15 protein-coding genes are annotated in these 17510 nt (G+C 66.4%); 1 reads left to right on the plus strand and 14 read right to left on the minus strand.

Going from position 1 to position 17510, the window contains the following annotated elements:
* Nucleotides 1–188: 188 nt before the first annotated feature.
* A complete protein-coding gene (ppsA, locus tag FA90_RS08370) occupies nucleotides 189–2633 on the minus strand; it encodes a phosphoenolpyruvate synthase (protein ID WP_081933739.1) in 2445 nt (814 codons plus the stop codon).
* 184 nt (nucleotides 2634–2817) lie between these two features.
* On the opposite strand from ppsA, the gene FA90_RS08375 reads away from it, so the two are divergent.
* The gene (locus FA90_RS08375; protein WP_051971585.1) at nucleotides 2818–3660 is read left to right on the plus strand and encodes a pyruvate, water dikinase regulatory protein; all 843 of its coding nucleotides are present in this window, start codon (nucleotides 2818–2820) and stop codon (nucleotides 3658–3660) included.
* A 12-nt stretch (nucleotides 3661–3672) separates the two neighbouring features.
* Here the strand turns inward: FA90_RS08375 and FA90_RS08380 are convergent, their stop codons facing one another.
* From FA90_RS08380 to uppS, 13 genes are all read right to left on the minus strand, one after another.
* Nucleotides 3673–4869, minus strand: a complete 1197-nt coding sequence (locus tag FA90_RS08380) for an EAL domain-containing protein (RefSeq protein WP_036167875.1) — start codon at nucleotides 4867–4869, stop codon at nucleotides 3673–3675.
* A gap of 116 nt (nucleotides 4870–4985) precedes the next feature.
* A complete protein-coding gene (locus tag FA90_RS08385; RefSeq protein ID WP_036167879.1) occupies nucleotides 4986–5774 on the minus strand; it encodes an RNA methyltransferase in 789 nt (262 codons plus the stop codon).
* Nucleotides 5771–6445, minus strand: a complete 675-nt coding sequence (gene rnhB / locus FA90_RS08390; protein WP_036167882.1) for a ribonuclease HII — start codon at nucleotides 6443–6445, stop codon at nucleotides 5771–5773. The genes FA90_RS08385 and rnhB overlap by 4 nt, the downstream gene beginning before the upstream one ends.
* 4 nt (nucleotides 6446–6449) lie before the next feature.
* Nucleotides 6450–7652: a lipid-A-disaccharide synthase gene (gene lpxB / locus FA90_RS08395; RefSeq protein WP_036167886.1), complete on the minus strand. Its 1203-nt coding sequence runs from the start codon at nucleotides 7650–7652 to the stop codon at nucleotides 6450–6452.
* Nucleotides 7636–8424, minus strand: coding sequence for an acyl-ACP--UDP-N-acetylglucosamine O-acyltransferase (gene lpxA / locus FA90_RS08400; RefSeq protein WP_036167889.1), 789 nt, complete (start codon nucleotides 8422–8424; stop codon nucleotides 7636–7638). Before lpxA ends, lpxB begins: the two co-directional genes overlap by 17 nt.
* Nucleotides 8424–8939 (minus strand): 3-hydroxyacyl-ACP dehydratase FabZ, encoded by a 516-nt coding sequence (gene fabZ / locus FA90_RS08405; RefSeq protein WP_036167891.1) that lies wholly within the window; start codon nucleotides 8937–8939, stop codon nucleotides 8424–8426. Before fabZ ends, lpxA begins: the two co-directional genes overlap by 1 nt.
* A complete protein-coding gene (gene lpxD / locus FA90_RS08410; protein ID WP_036167894.1) occupies nucleotides 8936–9994 on the minus strand; it encodes a UDP-3-O-(3-hydroxymyristoyl)glucosamine N-acyltransferase in 1059 nt (352 codons plus the stop codon). The genes fabZ and lpxD overlap by 4 nt, the downstream gene beginning before the upstream one ends.
* Before the next feature lie 113 nt (nucleotides 9995–10107).
* Entirely contained in the window at nucleotides 10108–10650 is a 543-nt protein-coding gene (locus FA90_RS08415) for an OmpH family outer membrane protein (RefSeq protein WP_036167897.1), read from the minus strand.
* Between the two features lie 32 nt (nucleotides 10651–10682).
* Entirely contained in the window at nucleotides 10683–13034 is a 2352-nt protein-coding gene (bamA, locus tag FA90_RS08420; RefSeq protein WP_036167901.1) for an outer membrane protein assembly factor BamA, read from the minus strand.
* An 85-nt stretch (nucleotides 13035–13119) separates the two neighbouring features.
* Complete coding sequence (gene rseP / locus FA90_RS08425) at nucleotides 13120–14460, minus strand: RIP metalloprotease RseP (protein WP_036167904.1); 1341 nt, start codon at nucleotides 14458–14460, stop codon at nucleotides 13120–13122.
* A gap of 16 nt (nucleotides 14461–14476) precedes the next feature.
* A complete protein-coding gene (ispC, locus tag FA90_RS08430) occupies nucleotides 14477–15694 on the minus strand; it encodes a 1-deoxy-D-xylulose-5-phosphate reductoisomerase (protein ID WP_197065365.1) in 1218 nt (405 codons plus the stop codon).
* Nucleotides 15695–15800: 106 nt separating this feature from the next.
* Nucleotides 15801–16628, minus strand: a complete 828-nt coding sequence (locus FA90_RS08435) for a phosphatidate cytidylyltransferase (protein ID WP_036167907.1) — start codon at nucleotides 16626–16628, stop codon at nucleotides 15801–15803.
* Complete coding sequence (gene uppS / locus FA90_RS08440) at nucleotides 16628–17386, minus strand: polyprenyl diphosphate synthase (RefSeq protein ID WP_036167910.1); 759 nt, start codon at nucleotides 17384–17386, stop codon at nucleotides 16628–16630. Before uppS ends, FA90_RS08435 begins: the two co-directional genes overlap by 1 nt.
* Nucleotides 17387–17510: the final 124 nt, after the last annotated feature.

Genomic DNA, 17510 nt, shown 5'->3' on the forward strand with positions numbered 1-17510 from the left:
GACTTCCTGAAGATGGAACACCTGTGCCGCACGCGGGCGGCGAAGTTCTCAAAATCATAAGCTTTCGTGGGCGATCTGGCTATCGCAACGTCCAAAGCGCCGCCGCCGGCGAAACGCTCGACTTCGCCATAAGGAAACAGCCCCCGCTGCCGCTCGGGCAACGGGGGCTGTTCTCACGACCGGCTGGCTTACATCGACGCCAGCTTCTGCCATGTATCGATCACCGAATCCGGATTGAGCGACATCGACTCGATGCCCTGCTCCATCAGCCAGACCGCGAAGTCCGGGTTGTCGGACGGTCCCTGGCCGCAGATGCCGATGTACTTGCCCTGGGCGCGGCAAGCCTTGATCGCCATCGACAGCATGGCTTTGACGGCCGGGTCGCGCTCGTCGAAGTCCTTGGCCAGCAGCTCCATGCCGGAATCGCGGTCCAGGCCGAGCGTGAGCTGGGTCAGGTCGTTCGAACCGATCGAGAAGCCGTCGAAGTATTCCAGGAACTGCTCGGCCAGGATGGCGTTGGACGGCACCTCGCACATCATGATGACGCGCAGGCCGCCTTCGCCGCGCTTCAGGCCATACTTGGCCAGCAGGGCGATGACCTTCTCGGCCTGGCCCAGCGTGCGCACGAACGGGATCATCAGCTCGACGTTGGTCAGGCCCATCTCTTCGCGCACGCGTTTCATCGCCATGCATTCCATCTCGAACGACTCGGCGAAGTCTTCGGCGAGGTAGCGCGCGGCGCCGCGGAAGCCCAGCATCGGATTCTCTTCGTCCGGCTCGTAGCGCGAACCGCCGATCAGCTTCTTGTACTCGTTCGACTTGAAGTCGGACAGGCGCACGATGACGGGCTTGGGCCAGAAGGCGGCGGCGATGGTCGCCACGCCTTCGGCCAGTTTATCGACGTAGAACGCGCGCGGCGAGGCGTGCCCGCGCGCCACCGATTCCACCGCCTTCTTCAGGTCGGCGTCGATGTTCGGGTACTCGAGGATCGCCTTCGGGTGCACGCCGATGTTGTTGTTGATGATGAATTCCAGGCGCGCCAGGCCGACGCCGCCGTTCGGGATCGACTGGAAGTCGAAGGCCAGCTGCGGGTTACCGACGTTCATCATGATCTTGGTCGGGATCTTCGGCAGCTCGCCGCGCGCCACTTCCGACACTTCGGTTTCCAGGATGCCGTCGTAGATCCGGCCCTCGTCGCCTTCGGCGCACGAGACGGTAACAAACGTGCCGTCCTTGAGCGTCTCGGTGGCGTCGCCGCAGCCGACCACGGCCGGCACGCCCAGCTCGCGCGCGATGATCGCCGCGTGGCAGGTGCGCCCGCCGCGGTTGGTCACGATGGCCGAGGCACGCTTCATCACCGGCTCCCAGTTCGGGTCGGTCATGTCGGCGACCAGGACGTCGCCCGGCTGCACGCGTTCCATCTCGCTCGGGTCGTGGATCACGCGCACCGGACCGGCGCCGATCTTCTGGCCGATCGCGCGGCCCGAAGCCAGCACCGTGCCGCTGCCCTTGAGCTTGAAGCGCTGCTGGGCGTCGGTCGGCTTCTGCTGCGATTTGACCGTCTCCGGACGCGCCTGCAGGATGTACAGCTTGCCGTCGCGGCCGTCCTTGCCCCACTCGATATCCATCGGGCGGCCGTAGTGCTTCTCGATGATGACCGCGTACTTGGCCAGCTCGACGACTTCGTCATCGTTCAGCGAGTAGCGGTTGCGCTGCTCGACCGGCACGTCGACGGTGCGCACCGAGCGCCCCGCTTTCGCTTCGGCCGTGAATTCCATCTTGATGAGTTTGGAGCCGATGTTGCGGCGGATGACCGGCTTCTTGCCCAGCTCGAGCATCGGCTTGTGGACGTAGAACTCGTCCGGGTTGACCGCGCCCTGCACCACCGTCTCGCCCAGGCCGTAGCTGGAGGTGATGAAGACCACGTCCTTGAAGCCCGACTCGGTGTCAATGGTGAACATCACGCCGGCCGCGCCGGTGTCGGAACGCACCATGCGCTGCACACCGGCCGACAGCGCGACCTCGGCGTGGGTGAAGCCCTTGTGCACGCGGTACGAGATCGCGCGGTCGTTGTACAGCGAGGCGAACACGTGCTTCATGGCCTCCAGCACGTTGTCGATGCCGACCACGTTCAGGAAGGTTTCCTGCTGGCCGGCGAACGACGCGTCCGGCAAGTCTTCGGCGGTGGCCGAGGAACGCACCGCGAACGACATCTCGGTGGTCGAGTCGGCGACCAGGCGCTCGTAGAACGCGCGGATTTCCGATTCCAGGCGCGGCGGAAACGGGGTGTGGATGATCCACTGGCGGATTTCGGCGCCGGCGGCGGCCAGCGCGCGCACGTCGTCGATGTCCAGGCTTTCCAGGCGCTGGGCGATGCGTTCGGACAGCGCCGGTCCGCCGTCGGGGCTGTGACGCAGGAAGTCGCGGAAGGCCTCGGCCGTGGTGGCAAAGCCGCCCGGCACGCGCACGCCGGCTTCGGCCAGCTGGCTGATCATCTCGCCCAGCGAGGCGTTCTTGCCGCCGACCGACTCGACGTCGGTCATGCGCAGGTCCTCGAACGAGGCGACGTAGACGCCGGCGGCGACCCCGTTTGGATCGGGTTCCTTCAATGCTGCGTTAGACAGGTTAGTCATGGTAAAACACCTTTTGATGATGGAAATCTTTCGTGGTTGGCGGGACCGCCGGTGGTCTTGTTCTTGTTATTCGTCCAGCGGTGCAGCACAATCCAAACAACTGTTGCCTAATATTCTAACCTGCGCTGCTGCAGCGCACACTGCGTTGCCTGCAACTTTGTCATCAAATTATCAAATTAACATTATGACCCTCGCCGATTCCAGCTCGAGCACGCCCCGCACCGTCTTCTTCGTTTCGGACGGCACCGGCATCACTGCGGAAACCTTCGGCCACGCCGTGCTCAGCCAGTTCGAGATGCGTTTCCGCCAGATCCGCCTGCCCTTCATCGATACCATCGAGAAAGCCTACGAAGCGGCGCGCCGCATCAACGAGGTGGCGTTGAGCGACAACCAGCGCCCGATCGTGTTCTCGACGCTGGTCAAGCACGACCTGTCGAACGTGATCCGCGCCGCGCATGGCATGCACATGGACCTGTTCCAGACCTTCGTCGCGCCGCTCGAGCAGGAATTGCAGGTCAAGTCGACGCACACCATCGGCCGCATCCACAACGTGGTCGACAGCGAAGAGTACAAAAACCGGATTGAAGCGATCAATTACTCGCTGGCGCACGACGACGGCCAGTCGCACAAGAACCTGGCCGAGGCCGACGTGATCCTGGTCGGCGTGTCGCGCTCGGGCAAGACGCCGACCAGCCTGTATCTTGCGATGCAATACGGGATCAAGGCCGCCAACTACCCGCTGATCCCGGACGATTTCGAGCGCGGCAAGCTGCCCTCCGCCCTGCCGCCGTTCAAGCACAAGCTGTTCGGCCTGACGATCACGCCCGAGCGCCTGTCCGAGATCCGCAACGAGCGGCGCGCCGGCAGCAAGTACGCGGCGCTGGAGAATTGCCGCTATGAAGTCAACGAGGCGGAACGGATGATGCGGCGCGAAGGCATCCGCTGGCTGTCCTCGACCACCAAGTCGATCGAGGAGATCTCGACCACGATCCTGCAGGAGATCAAGCCGGACCGGCGCGAGTATTGAATACGAACGCGCTCAGAAGAACAGGCGCCAGTCTTCCAGCCAGCCGGGGAAGGCGTCGGCCGCCATCGGATTGGCGATGTGGTAGCCCTGGGCATAGGTGCAGCCCAGCGACTGCAGGAAGTCCCAGTCCTGGCGCGTCTCGACGCCGACCGCGACCGACATGCGGTCCAGGCTGTGCGCCAGGCCCAGGCAGGATTTCAGCACGGTGCCCAGCGGCCGCTTTTTCGACGCGCCGTCCACGAAACTGCGGTCGATCTTCAGCTCCGAGAACGGGATGCGCGCCAGCAGCTGCAGGTTCGAGCGGCCGGTGCCGTAGTCGTCGATGGCCAGCCCGAAGCCCATCATGCGCAGGCGCACCAGGCGCTCGATGAAGTCGACGTCGAAGTCGAGGATCGAGGATTCCGTCATCTCGAAAGTCAGGTAGTCCGGCAGCACGCCGTGGCGCTTCATCGTCGATTGCACTTGCCGGATGAAGTTCGGGTGCGCCAGCGTGGCCGGGGCCAGGTTCAGCGAGATCGAGATCGGCATCCCGGCGTCGTGCAGGCGCCGGCAGCGCTCGACCGACATCTCGAGCATGGTCCAGTCGAGGAAGTCGACCCGCTTGTGCTGGGCCAGCGCGTCGATGAAGGCGCCGGGACCGAGCACGCCGTGCTCCGGGTGGCGCCAGCGCGCGAACACTTCCAGGCCCTTGACCTGGCCGGTGGCCAGCTCGATCTTGGGCTGGAAGAAGGGTTCGAACTGGCGCTTCTGCAGGCCGACGCCGACGTCGGCGAAGCTGAAGCTCGGACCGGGTTCCGGCGCACGCGCGGGCGCGGGCGGCTGGTAGTTGTCGAGCAGGGTCTTGAGCTTGCCGGCGTTGACCGGCTTGGCGACGGTGCCGAGCAGGTCGACGTCGTGCGCCTGGATCAGCGTCTCGACCGAGAACAGTACGCCGGCCGGCTGGTCGCCGGTGACGATCAGGCGCACCGCCGAATGCAAGCCGGACACGGCGCGCAGGAATTCCATCGCATCCATGCCGCCCAGCGCCAGGTCGAGCACCGCGACGTCGACCTTCGGGCTGAAACCGGCCTGCAGCGTGCGCAGCGCCATCGGGGCGTCCGGCACCTCGGTCACGCGGGTCGCGCCGAGCTGTGCCAGCGCCTCGACCAGCATGCGGCGCTGGCGTGGGTCGGCTTCCGCCACCAGAAAATGCAAATGCGCGATGTCCATCAATACTCCACTCGAATCGAATCGGAAGAGTAACCGAGGAAACCGGCTGCGTCTATGTTAAATGTTGCTGTGAGGCTACGTTAGCGACACAATCGTCGAGACATGGACGGCAAGCTTCACGCAGCCCGTTGCTGGCGCGCCTGTTCAAAAAAGCAGACCGCGGCGCAGGCCGCGACGTTCAGCGATTCGACCGCGCCGAGGTGTGGAATCGCGACCCGGTGCGTGGCCAGCTCGAGCAGCTCGGCCGAGACACCCTGCCCTTCGTGGCCGAGCACCCAGGCGCGCGCGCCGCGCAGGTCGACGCGCCACAGCGGCTCGGCCGCGTAGCCGCTGGTCGCGAGCACGGGCACGCGCGCGTCGCGCACCAGTTCGGGCAGGTCGGCGTTTTCGAAGATCTCGAGCACGAAGTGGGCGCCCATCGCCGCGCGCAGCACCTTGGGCGACCAGCAGAACGCCGTGCCCGGGCTGCAGAACACCTGCTTGATGCCGGCGGCGCCGGCACTGCGCAGGATCGAGCCGACATTGCCCGGGTCCTGCACGCCGTCCAGCAGCACCGCCGATTCGGCCAGCCTGGACGGCATGCGTGGCGCCGGGGTCTCGATCAGGAACAGAAGATTGACGCCGTGCTCGACCTGGCTGAGCGCCCCGAACAGCGCGTCCGGCAGCACGGTCACCTGGCCGCGGCCGGCTTGCACGCCGGCGACGATGGCGGCCACTTCCGGGTTGCCCAGCGCTTCGTCGGACACCAGGCAATGGACCGGCAAGCCCTTCAGCTCGAGCCAGGACTGGCACAGGTGCACGCCGTCCAGCAGCGAGCGCCCGGCCTTGCGCCGCGCCTGCGAGCTGGTGGCCAGCTGCTTCAGTTCCTTGTAAAACGCGTTGTCGCGCGAGCTGATCGTCTTCATGCGCCGGCCAGGTCGAGCAGGCCGGTCTGCAAAAGATCGGCTTGCAACAAGACTCGCACCGGCGCAAAACTGCGGCGGTGCACCGGGCACGGCCCGTGCAGGCGCAGGCGCTCCAGGTGCAGCGCGGTCGAGTAGCCCTTGTGCTGATCAAAACAGTACTGCGGATAGGCCTCGTGCAGCGCGACCAGCGCGGCATCGCGCGCGGTCTTGGCCAGGATCGACGCGGCCGAAATCGCGTGCACCTTGTCGTCGCCCTCGACCACGGCATGGGCGCGGATGTGCGCGGCCAGCGGCGGGCAGCGGTTGCCGTCGATCAGGGCGATGGTCGGCACGTGCGCCAGCTGCTCGACCGCGCGGCGCATCGCCAGCATGGTCGCCTGCAGGATGTTGAGCGTGTCGATCTCTTCGTGCGAACACTCGGCGATGGCCCAGGCCAGCGCCTGTTCCTTGATCAGCGGGGCCAGCTCGTCGCGCCGCGCTTCGGTCAGCTTTTTCGAATCGCGCAGTCCCTCGATCGGGCGCGCCGGGTCGAGGATCACGGCAGCGGCGTACACCGGGCCGGCCAGCGGGCCGCGCCCGGCCTCGTCGACGCCGCAGACGATGTCCTCGAGCGTGAACGGGCGGTCCTTGGGTTTGAGGCCCGGGTAGAAGTCGATTTTCTTCTTTCTCATTTGCTTAGCTTGTTGACTTGCCGATCACTTGCAGCACCGCGTCGGCGCTGAGCCGCGCGCTGTCGCGCAGCAGGCTGTGGTGGATCTCGGCAAAGCGCTGCGCCAGGCGCGCGCGGTTGTTCTCGTCCGTCAGCTGGAACCACGTGGCCTCGGCCAGCGCCTCGGGCGTGGCCGCGTGCTGCAGGAATTCCGGCACCACGAAGTCGCGCGACAGGATGTTCGGCAGCCCGATCCAGGGCAGGTAGCCCATGTGGCGGATCAGCATCCATTCCGCCGGCATGACCTTGTAGGCGATCACCATCGGCTTCTTGAACAGCGCCACCTCGAGCGTTGCCGTGCCCGACGCCGCCAGCACGGCATCGGCCGCGGCGATGCAGGCGTGCGACTGGCCGTCGACCAGCCGCAGCGTACCGCTCTCGAGCACCTCGGACAGCCCGGCTTTCGTCACCAGCTCCCTGAAATACGCCGTCTGGCGCGCGCCCGCCATCGGCGCGATGAACCGCACGGTCCGGTCGCGCGCGGCGATCCGCGCCACCGCGCCGGTGAACGGCACGGAGAGGTGCTTGATCTCCGCCATGCGGCTGCCCGGCATCACGGTCACGACTTTCGCATCGGGCGCAATGCCGAGCTGGCGCCTGGCCCCTGCCACGTCGGGCGTCGTCGGGATCTGCTCGGCCAGCGGATGGCCGATATAGGTCGCCGGCACGCGGGCCTCCCGGTAGAGCGCTTCCTCGAACGGGAAGATCAGAAGCATGTGCGACACCGCGCGCTGGATCTTCTTGATGCGCCCGCCGCGCCAGGCCCAGATTTGCGGCCCGACGAAGTGCAGGGTCGGGATGCCGGCGGCGCGCAGCTGCTCCTCCAGGCCCAGGTTGAAGCCGGGGTAGTCGGCGCCGATGAAGGCGGCCGGCCGCTCGGCCAGCAGGCGGTCGCGCAGGCGCGTCTGGTAGCCCTTGAGTTCGCGGTAACGCAACAGCACCGGCAGCAGGCCGCGCACCGCCAGCGTATCGAGCGGCACATCGGAAACCAGGCCCTGCTCGGCCATGCGCGGGCCGCCGATGCCGGAAAAGCGCACGTCGGCCAGGCGCGGCTTGATGCCGGCCATCAGGCGCGCGGCCAGCATGTCGCCGGAGACCTCGCCGGCGACGACGGCCAGGGTGGTGGCCGTCGCCGGGGCCGGCACGGCCTGGTCAGCGGACGATGCCACGGCTGGCCGTGTCGAGGAACGCGCGCATCGCGCGCACGTCGGCGGCTGCGTCGCCGGCCGCCGCTTCGTCTTCCTGCAGCCTGGCTTTCGCCTCTTCCAGCGTCAGGCCGGAGCGGTAGATGGTCTTGTAGGCGGCGCGGATGGCGTTGATCTGCTCGCGCGTGAAGCCGCGCCGCTTGATGCCCTCGATGTTGACGCCGTGCGCCTCGGCCGGATTGCCCGAGACCAGCACGAACGGCGGCACGTCCTGGGTCAGGCTGGTGTACATGCCGATGAAGGCATGCGCGCCGATCTTGCAGAACTGGTGCACGCCGCAGTAGCCCGACAGGATCGCCCAGTCGCCCACGTGGACGTGGCCGGCCAGCTGGGCGTTGTTCGAAAAGATCGTATTGCTGCCCACCTGGCAGTCGTGCGCCAGGTGCACGTAGGCCGAGATCCAGTTGTCGTTGCCCAGGCGCGTCACGCCCTCGTCCTGCACGGTGCCGGTGTTGAAGGTGACGAACTCGCGGATGGTGTTGCGGTCGCCGACTTCCAGGCGGGTCGGCTCGCCGGCCCATTTCTTGTCCTGCGGCGCCGCGCCCAGCGAGGCGAACTGGAAAATCCGGTTGTCCTGGCCGATCGTCGTGTGGCCTTCGATGACCACGTGCGGGCCGACCACGGTGCCGGCGCCGATGCGCACGTGCGGACCGACGATCGAGTACGGGCCCACCTCGACCGAACTGTCCAGTTCGGCCTTCGGATCGACGATCGCGCTCGGATGAATCTTGCTCATTACTGCCCCGCTGCCGCTGCGGGTGCGGCGGCCGTCTCGTTGGCGCGGATCGTGCACATCAGTTCCGCTTCGACCGCGGTCTTGCCGTCGACGCTGGCGGTGGCCTTGTACTTCCAGATGCCGCGCGAGGTGCGCAGGATCTCGACGTCCATGCGCAGCTGGTCGCCCGGCTCGACCGGACGCTTGAAGCGCACGTTGTCGATACCGACGAAATACACGACCGAGCTCTCGTCCGGCTTGACGCCCATGGTCATGAACGACAGGATCGCGGCGGTCTGCGCCATCGCCTCGACCATCAGCACGCCCGGCATCACCGGCTTGTGCGGGAAGTGACCGTTGAAGAACTCTTCGTTGACGGTGACGTTCTTGATCGCGGTGATGGTCTTGCCCAATTCATAATCGACCACGCGGTCCACCAGGAGCAGCGGATAACGGTGCGGCAGGTATTCCTTGATCTGGTTGATGTTCAGGGTCTTGGCAGCGGTCGAGGTGTCGTTCTGGTCTTGGGTCGTCATTTTTGTTCTGCTTGTTCCGTCAGTGATTTGATCTGTTTTTCCAGCGTGCGGATCTTGTCCCGCATCGAGGACAGGTTGCGCACGATGGCGGCGCTCTTTTCCCATTCGGCGTTCTTGGCCAGCGGGTAGAAACCGGTGTACTGGCCCGGCTCGAGCACCGAGCGCGACACCATCGTGCCCGAGGAGATGTGGACGTTGTCCGCGATTTCCAGGTGGCCGAGCACCATCGCGGCGCCGCCGAAGGTGCAATTCTTGCCGATTTTCGCGCTGCCGGCCACCCCCACGCAACCGGCCATCGCGGTATTCGCGCCGATGCGGCAGTTGTGGCCGATCTGGATCTGGTTGTCGAGCTTGACGCCGTCCTCGATCACGGTGTCGTCGAGCGCGCCGCGGTCGATGGTCGTGTTGGCGCCGACGTCGACGTCGTCGCCCATCAGCACGCGCCCGGTCTGCGGGATCTTGAGGTAGACGCCGTTCTCGCGCGCGAAGCCGAAGCCGTCGGTGCCGATCACGGCGCCGGAGTGCAGGATGCCGCGCTTGCCGATGCTGCAACGCGCGTGGAAGGTCACGTTGGCGAACAGGTGGGTGTCTTCGCCGATCTCGGCGCCGTGGCCGACGAAGCAGCCGTGGTCGATCACCACGCCCGCCGCGATGACGGCGTCGGCCTCGATCGTCACGTGCGGTCCGACGTGCGCGCTGGGGTCGATGCGCGCGCTGGCGTGGACGGTCGCGCTCGGGTGCACGCCCGGACTCGGGGGCGTCTCGTCGAGCGCGGCGAAGTACTGCGCCACGCGTGCGAAGTAGGCGTAAGGGTTGGTGCTGACGATGCGCGCGCCTTCGTAGGTCGCGCCGACGATGGTGTCGTCCATCGGCGCGAGGATCAGCGCCGCGGCCCTGCTCTGCGCGGCCAGCGCGCGAAATTTGCTGTTGCTGAGAAAGCTGATGTGCGAATCGCCGGCGCTGTCCAGCGGTGCGATGGCCGAAACCTCGAGGTTCGGGTCACCCACCAGCTGCCCACCAAAGCGTTCGACCAAATCACCGAGTCGAGTGCTCATCGTGGTCGTTCCGTAGGTTGAGTCGATACTGTCGGCCGGATCGCGGCCGCCGGTATAAAAAAGAAAACCGAAGCGGCTGCGCGCGTGGCGCGGCCGCTTCGGCTCGACGGATATTACTTGTCCAGTTGCTTGAGGATCTTGTCCGTGATGTCGATGCGCGGGCTGGCCCACACCGCGCCCTCGAGCACGATGTCGAGATGATCCTGCTCGGCGATCTGCTCGATCAGCTTGTAAGCCTTTTGCGAGATCGCGGCGCGCTCTTCGTTCTTGCGCTGGAACAGGTCTTCGTTGTACTCGCGCTGCATCCGCTGCAAGTCCTTTTCCATGTCGAGCAGCTCGCGTGTGCGCCTGGTGCGCTCGAGGTCCGCCAGCTTGGGCGCATCCTCGTCGAACTTCTCGCGTGCGCTCTTGAAGCGCGCGACCGCATCGTCCAGCGACTTCTGGCGCTTGGAGAACTCGCCCTGGATGCGCGAGTCGGCCGCCTTGGCCAGTTTCGACTCGGTCATCAGCCGTTCGGTGAAGACGTAGCCGATGCGGCTCGGCGCGGCCTGCACCGCCGCGGCCTGCGCCTGGGCGTGCGCCGCGGGCAGCGCGCCCGCCCACAGCGCAGCCAGGACCAGGCAGCGCGGCAGCGAGGCGATCGTTTTGTTCAACATGGTTCCGACTATCCTTCTCGTGGCGTGGGCCGTCAGAAGCCGGTGCCCATCTGGAACTGGAAGCGTTCCAGGCGATCGCCCGGCTTGGCGTTCAAGGGCTTAGCATAACTCAACTTGAGCGGACCCACAGGAGAAATCCACGACAGGCCGATACCCGCCGAGTAGCGGAACTGGTCGGCGCGGATCTTCTCGTTCTCCTGGAACACCTGGCCGGTGTCGGCGAAAGTGAACCAGCGCAGCGAGCGATCCTGGCCGCTGCCCGGGAACGGGAACTGCAGCTCGGCGTTGCCGATGACGCGCTTGGAGCCGCCCAGGGCGTCGTAGGTGAACGGGTCGACGATACCCAGCGACGAGCTTTCGTAGCCGCGCACCGAGCCGATGCCGCCGCCGTAGAAGTTCTTGAAGACCGGGTAGGCGTGGCCGCCGATGCCGTGGCCGTAATCGAGCTCGCCCTTGAGCGCCAGCGTCATCCAGCTGGTCACCGGACGGTACCACTCGTGATCGTAGATCATGCGGTAGTACTTGGCGTCGCCGATGAAGTCGACTTCCAGGTTGGCGCGCTGGTAGCGGCCGCGCGTCGGCGTGGTCGCGCTGTCGCGGGTGTCGCGGCCCCAGGCGATCGTGAACGGCACCGCGTTGGTCTTGGCGTCGCCGATACCGCTGGCCGGGCCGCCGTTCTGCGCCACGAAGTTCTTGTACAGGGTCGGCGAGCTCTCGTCGGTCTCGAGCGCGGTGCGTTCCAGGCCGGCGCCGAAGTAGACCATGTCGCTGTCCGAGAACGGCACGCCGAAGGTCTCGTTGGCGCCGGTCTGGCGCACCGTGTACGAACCGATGTTCACCGCCGGCGGACGCGAGGTGCGCAGGTACAGCTGGAACGCGCGCGACACGCCGTCGTCGGTGAAGTACGGGTTGGTCTGGGAGAACGAGACCGTGCGGTTGTACTTGCTGGTGTTGAGCTCGATGCCGACCGTGTTGCCGCTGCCGGCGAAGTTGGCCTGCGTGATCGCCGCCGTGAAGGTGAACTTCTCGGCCTGCGAGAACGCGCCGCCGATCTGGAAGTTGCCGGTCGGGCGTTCGGTGACGGCGATGTTGACGTCGACCTGGTCGTTGGTGCCCTGCGATTCCGGCGTCTCGACGGTGACGTCCTTGAAGTAGCCGAGGCGGTCGACGCGGTCGCGCGAGATCTTCACGCGGTTCGGGTCGTACCACGAGCTTTCGAACTGGCGGAATTCACGCCGGATCACTTCGTCGCGCGTGACCGTGTTGCCGGAGATGGTCATGTGGCGCACGTAGGCGCGCTTACCCGGATCGATGAAGAAGGTGAAGGCCACCTCGTGCTTGTCGCGGTTGATTTCCGGGTTGGCGTTGACGTTGGCAAAAGCGTAGCCGAAGCTCGCCAGGCGGTCGGCGATGCGCTTGTTGGACGCTTCCTGCAGCTCGCCCGAATAGACCTGGCCCGGTTTCAGCAGGATCAGGTTCTTGAGTTCCTGTTCGCGCCCGAAGGTCTCGCCATCCACCTTCACGCCGGTGACGGTGTACTTCTCGCCCTCGGTGATGTTGATGGTCAGGTAGATGTCCTTCTTGTCCGGCGTGATCGCGACCTGGGTCGATTCGACGTTCACTTCCAGGTAGCCGTGGTTCAGGTACCAGGACTTGATGGTTTCCAGGTCGCCGGTCAGCTTCTGCTTCGAGTACTGGTCGGCCTTCGAATACCAGGTGAACCAGCCGGAGGTATTGAGCTGCAGGAGCTTGCGCAATTCCTTGTCCGAGAAGACCTTGTTGCCGACGATGTTGATCTGCTTGATCTTGGCGATGTCGCCCTCGTCCACGTTGAACATGACGTTCACGCGGTTGCGCTCGATCGGGGTGATGGTCGTGGTGATCTTCACGCCGTACAGGCCGTGCGACAGGTACTGGCGCTTGAGCTCCTGCTCGGCGCGGTCGACCGAGGCCTTGTCGAAGATCTTGGTCTCGCCGACGCCGATTTCACGCAGCGCCTTGACCAGCATGTCCTTTTCGAATTCCTTGGTGCCGGTGAAGTCCACCGAGGCGATCGCGGGGCGCTCCTCGACCAGCACCACCAGCACGCCGTTGTCTTCTTCCAGGCGCACGTCCTTGAAGAAGCCGGTGGCGTACAGGGCCTTGATCGCCGCGGTGCCCTTGTCGTCGTCGAAGGTCTCGCCCACGCGCACCGGCAGGTAGCTGAACACGGTGCCCGCCTCGGTACGCTGGATGCCTTCGACCCGGATGTCCTTGACGACGAAAGGCGCGACTGCGTAGGCATGGCCGGCGCACACGGCCAGCACCGCGCCGCCGATCAGGCTGCGGCGAAAGTGTGGCGAGGCGATACGCGACAGGGCAAAACGATCTTGATGTAATTTCATTGCTTGGATCAATCGGTCAGTCATTGGACAACATACGTATTCTTCGCCCGCGCTTGTGCCGCTCCGGGTCCTTGTCGGGACACCATCAGAGCAGCCGCACCAGGTCGTTGAAGACGGCAAGCGCCATCAGCATGAACAGCAGGCCGACCCCGGCGCGCTGCGCGATCTCGCCGATGCGCGCGGACACGGGTCGCCCGGTCAAAACTTCCAGCGAATAATACAGCAAATGGCCACCGTCCAGAACGGGAATTGGTAACAGATTCATTACACCCAGGCTGACGGAGACGAAGGCGATGAACTCGAGAAAGGTCTCCAATCCGGAGCGCGCGGTCTGGCGCGCGGCGTCGGCAATCGTCAGCGGACCGCTCACGTTCTTCAGCGAGACCTGGCCCACGACCATCTTGCCGATCATCTTGAGCGTCATGGTGCTGGTCTCCCAGGTGCGCTGCGCGCCCTTGGCCACGGCCTGGATCGGACCTTCCTGCACCCGCACCATCTCGGGCGTCTGCGCCACCAGCAGGCGCACCACCGCGCCACCGCTCCTGGGATCGCGCTCCGGCGTCACCGGCAGCACCAGCTCGCGCCCTTTGCGCAGCACGGTCAGCTGCAGCGTGCGGCCGGCGGCGGGCTGCACGGCGCCGGTGAAGTCTTCGAAATCGGCCACCGCCTTGCCGTCGATGGAGACGATCACGTCGCCCGCCTGCACGCCTGCGCGCGCGGCCGGGCCGCCCGGCAGCACCTCGTCGACGCGCGGACGCGGACGCCACATCTGCATGCCGAGCGCGCCCATGACGTCGCCGTCGACGTTCAGCCCGGCCACCTTCTGGGCCGGGATCACGGCGCGGTAGGTCGCGCCCTCGGCGCCGCGTACGTCGAGTTCGGCGGCGCGCCGGTCGATCGCGGCGCGCACGATTTCCCAGCGCATCTCGGCCCACGACTGGACCGCGCGGCCGTTCACGCCGACGATGCTGTCGCCGCCGCGCACGCCGGCCTGGTACACCGCGGTCGCGGGCGCCATCGCGCGCAGGCGCGTGCCCGGCTCCTGCTTGCCGTGCATGAACAGCAGCGCCATCACGACGATGGCGAGCACGAAGTTGGCTAGCGGGCCGGCGGCCACGATGGCGATGCGCTTCCACACGCTCTGGCGGGTGAATTCGCGCGCCTCGTCGGCCGCGGCGACCGGACCGGTGCTCGGATCGCGCGCGTCGAGCATCTTGACGTAGCCGCCGATCGGCAAGGCGGAGATCGCCCACTCGGTCTGGTCGGGACCGAAGCGGCGCGACCAGACGATGCGGCCCATGCCGATCGAGAAGCGCAGCACCTTCACGCCGCACAGGCGCGCGACCCAGTAGTGCCCGAGTTCGTGGAAGATGACCAGGGGGCCGATCGCCACCAGGAAGGCCAGTGCGGCCTGCAGGATAATCATCGCGCCACCCCGCCCGTCAACCCGCCACCTGCGCGGCGGCCCGCGTCGGCGCAGGTGCGCCCTGCAGTCCGGCCACCAGGCGCTGCGCCGCTTCGCGCGCGCGCGCGTCCTGCGCCATCACCGCCTCGATGCTGGCGGCGGCGCCGTGCGCGACGTCGTCCATCACGCCGCGCACCACGCGGTCGATGTCGCGGAAACCGATGCGGCGCTCGAGGAACGCCTGCACCGCCACTTCATTGGCGGCATTCAGCAGTGCCGGCGCGGTGCCGCCGGCGCGCAAGGCGTCGAAGGCCAGCGCCAGGCACGGGAAGCGGCCGAAATCGGGCCTGTGGAATTGCAGGCTCGCGGTCTGGGTCAGGTCGAGCTGGGCGACGCCGGATTCGATGCGCTCCGGGTAGGCCAGCGCATGCGCGATCGGGGTGCGCATGTCGGGGTTGCCGAGCTGGGCCAGCACCGAGCCGTCGACGTACGAGACCATCGAGTGGATCACGCTTTGCGGATGGATCACCACTTCGATCTGCTCGGCCGGAGCGCCGAACAGCCAGTGCGCCTCGATCACTTCCAGGCCCTTGTTCATCATCGTGGCCGAGTCGACCGAGATCTTGCGGCCCATCGACCAGTTCGGATGCTTGCAGGCCTCGTCCGGCGTCACGTTGGAGAGCGTCTCGACCGCGCGGTTCAGGAACGGGCCGCCGGATGCGGTCAGGAGGATCTTCGCCACGCCGGCGGCCTGCGGGCCACGCGCGTAGTGCGCGGGCAGCGACTGGAAGATCGCGTTGTGCTCGCTGTCGATCGGCAGCAGGGTCGCCTCGTGCTCGCGCACGGCGTCCATGAACAGCTGGCCGGACATGACCAGCGCTTCCTTGTTGGCCAGCAGAACTTTCTTGCCGGCGCGCGCGGCCGCGAGCGTGGGCGCGAGGCCGGCGGCGCCGACGATGGCGGCCATCACCGTGTCGGTGTCATCGCTCGAGGCGATCTCGCACAAGGCTCGCTCGCCGTAAGCGACGTCGATGCCCAGGCCGTCGACCAGCGCGGCCAGGCGTTGCGCCGCCTCGGCGCTGCCGACCACGGCGCGCTGCGGACGGAACACGCGGCACTGCTCGGCCAGCTCGTCGACACGGCCGTGGGCGCTGAGCGCGTGCACGCGGTATTTGTCGGGATGACGCGCCAGCACGTCGAGGGTCGAGACGCCGATCGAGCCGGTGGCGCCCAGGATGGTTATGCGTTGCATGATTGCTCCTCAGGTCCGTTCACGATGCGGGGACCCTGGCGGGTTTGACCGTCGGCGGGCTTGTTCCGGTTCCCGGGGAAGCCCGCCGATGTGAGCGCGACCAATATGTTCAAAGGCGGGCGCCGATCAGGGCCGCCAGCGGCAGTACCGGGATCAGGGCGTCGATCCGGTCGAGCACGCCGCCGTGGCCGGGCAGCAGGTTGCTGCTGTCCTTCATGCCGGCGCGGCGCTTGAGTTGCGATTCGAACAGGTCGCCGATGACGCTGAAGGCGGCGATGACGACCAGGACGGCCAGCATCGGCACCCAGCCCCAGGCGCGCTGGACGTGCGCGGCGAAGGTGTCGGCGAACATCGGGCCGCCGAAGGCGACCGAGAGCGAGGCCAGCACCAGCACGGCGACGCCGCCGCCGATCGCGCCTTCCCACGATTTGCCCGGCGAGATACTGGGCGCGAGCTTGCGCTTGCCGAAGGCCTTGCCGGCAAAATAGGCGCCGATGTCGGCCACCCAGACGATCGCCATCACCGACAGCAGGTACAGCGGCGAGTGCGAGAACAGGTCGACGATGGCGGCGAAGCAGCCGACGATGGCGCAGCCGTAGACCACGCTGAGCAGCGTATTCGCGGGCGTGCCCAGCGGCGGCAGGCCGGTCTTGAGCGAGGGCGCGAAGCGCGCGATCCACAACGCCATGCTCAGCGCCGCCCAGACCGCCGGCTCGATGCGGCCGTTCCATACCGACACCGCGAACACCGCGGCCCACAACAAGGCGATGATGTGCGCGTTCTGGGTGCCCGGGTTGAACAGTCGGAAGCATTCCCAGATGGCGGCGCCGAAGCACACCGTCGCCACCACGGCGAACGCCATGAAGTTGTTGAAATAAAGGATGGGCAGCAGGACTGCCAGCAGTACGACGGCGGTAATGACGCGGGTCTTGAGCATCAGCTTTTCTTGGCCTTGTTGGCGACTTGTTCGCCGGTCCGCCCGAAACGGCGTTCGCGGCTCTGGTAGGACGCGATCGCGGTGTCGAGCGAATCGGTGGAGAAGTCCGGCCAGAAACTGTCGGTGAAGTACAGCTCCGAATAGGCGAGCTGCCACAGCAGGAAATTCGAGATGCGCTCTTCCCCGCCGGTGCGGATGAACAGGTCGGGCTCGGGCGCGTAGGCCATCGCCAGGTGCGGGCTGAGCATCTCTTCGGTGTATTCGGTGACGCCCGGGTTGGCGGCCACCATCTTGGCTGTAGCCTGCATGATGTCCCAGCGGCCGCCGTAGTTGGCGCACACGCTGACGGTCAGGCGGCTGTTGTTGGCGGTGCGGCGTTCGGCGTTGGCGATCATGTCCTGCAGCTTGGCGTCGAAGCGGCTGAGGTCACCGACCACCTTGAGGCGGATATTATTGGCGTGCATCTTCGCCACTTCGCGCTCGAGCGCGCTGACGAACAGGCCCATCAGATAGGACACTTCGTCGGCCGGGCGGCGCCAGTTTTCCGACGAAAACGCGAACAGCGTCAGGTACTCGACGCCGCGCTCGACGCAGGCCTCGACGATCTTGCGCACCGCATCCACGCCCTTGACGTGACCGGCCACGCGCGGGAGCAGGCGCTTGGTGGCCCAGCGACCATTGCCATCCATGATGATGGCGATATGGCGCGGCACCGGCGGCGCGTCGGGAACTGCGGTGGTCGAACTTTTGAAAATCATAAATCGGGCCAGATGATCCGGCAAAACGGCATTGAACAAGGGGCAACGGACCGGCGGGGCTGCTAGCCCGGCCGGCCCAGGGGGTGTTACCCGAAGCGGGTGCACCCGCCCCCGGCTGACATCG

The organism is Massilia sp. 9096, assembly GCF_000745265.1.
In the GTDB taxonomy this organism is placed as follows: domain Bacteria; phylum Pseudomonadota; class Gammaproteobacteria; order Burkholderiales; family Burkholderiaceae_D; genus Telluria.

Excerpts from the sequence above, each read along its gene's own strand:
- ppsA (WP_081933739.1), bottom strand. The coding sequence starts at position 2,633 with ATGACTAACCTGTCTAACGCAGCATTGAAGGAACCCGATCCAAACGGG.
- FA90_RS08375 (WP_051971585.1), top strand. The coding sequence starts at position 2,818 with ATGACCCTCGCCGATTCCAGCTCGAGCACGCCCCGCACCGTCTTCTTC.
- FA90_RS08380 (WP_036167875.1), bottom strand. The coding sequence starts at position 4,869 with ATGGACATCGCGCATTTGCATTTTCTGGTGGCGGAAGCCGACCCACGC.
- FA90_RS08385 (WP_036167879.1), bottom strand. The coding sequence starts at position 5,774 with ATGAAGACGATCAGCTCGCGCGACAACGCGTTTTACAAGGAACTGAAG.
- rnhB (WP_036167882.1), bottom strand. The coding sequence starts at position 6,445 with ATGAGAAAGAAGAAAATCGACTTCTACCCGGGCCTCAAACCCAAGGAC.
- lpxA (WP_036167889.1), bottom strand. The coding sequence starts at position 8,424 with ATGAGCAAGATTCATCCGAGCGCGATCGTCGATCCGAAGGCCGAACTG.
- fabZ (WP_036167891.1), bottom strand. The coding sequence starts at position 8,939 with ATGACGACCCAAGACCAGAACGACACCTCGACCGCTGCCAAGACCCTG.
- lpxD (WP_036167894.1), bottom strand. The coding sequence starts at position 9,994 with ATGAGCACTCGACTCGGTGATTTGGTCGAACGCTTTGGTGGGCAGCTG.
- FA90_RS08415 (WP_036167897.1), bottom strand. The coding sequence starts at position 10,650 with ATGTTGAACAAAACGATCGCCTCGCTGCCGCGCTGCCTGGTCCTGGCT.
- bamA (WP_036167901.1), bottom strand. The coding sequence starts at position 13,034 with ATGAAATTACATCAAGATCGTTTTGCCCTGTCGCGTATCGCCTCGCCA.
- rseP (WP_036167904.1), bottom strand. The coding sequence starts at position 14,460 with ATGATTATCCTGCAGGCCGCACTGGCCTTCCTGGTGGCGATCGGCCCC.
- FA90_RS08435 (WP_036167907.1), bottom strand. The coding sequence starts at position 16,628 with ATGCTCAAGACCCGCGTCATTACCGCCGTCGTACTGCTGGCAGTCCTG.
- uppS (WP_036167910.1), bottom strand. The coding sequence starts at position 17,386 with ATGATTTTCAAAAGTTCGACCACCGCAGTTCCCGACGCGCCGCCGGTG.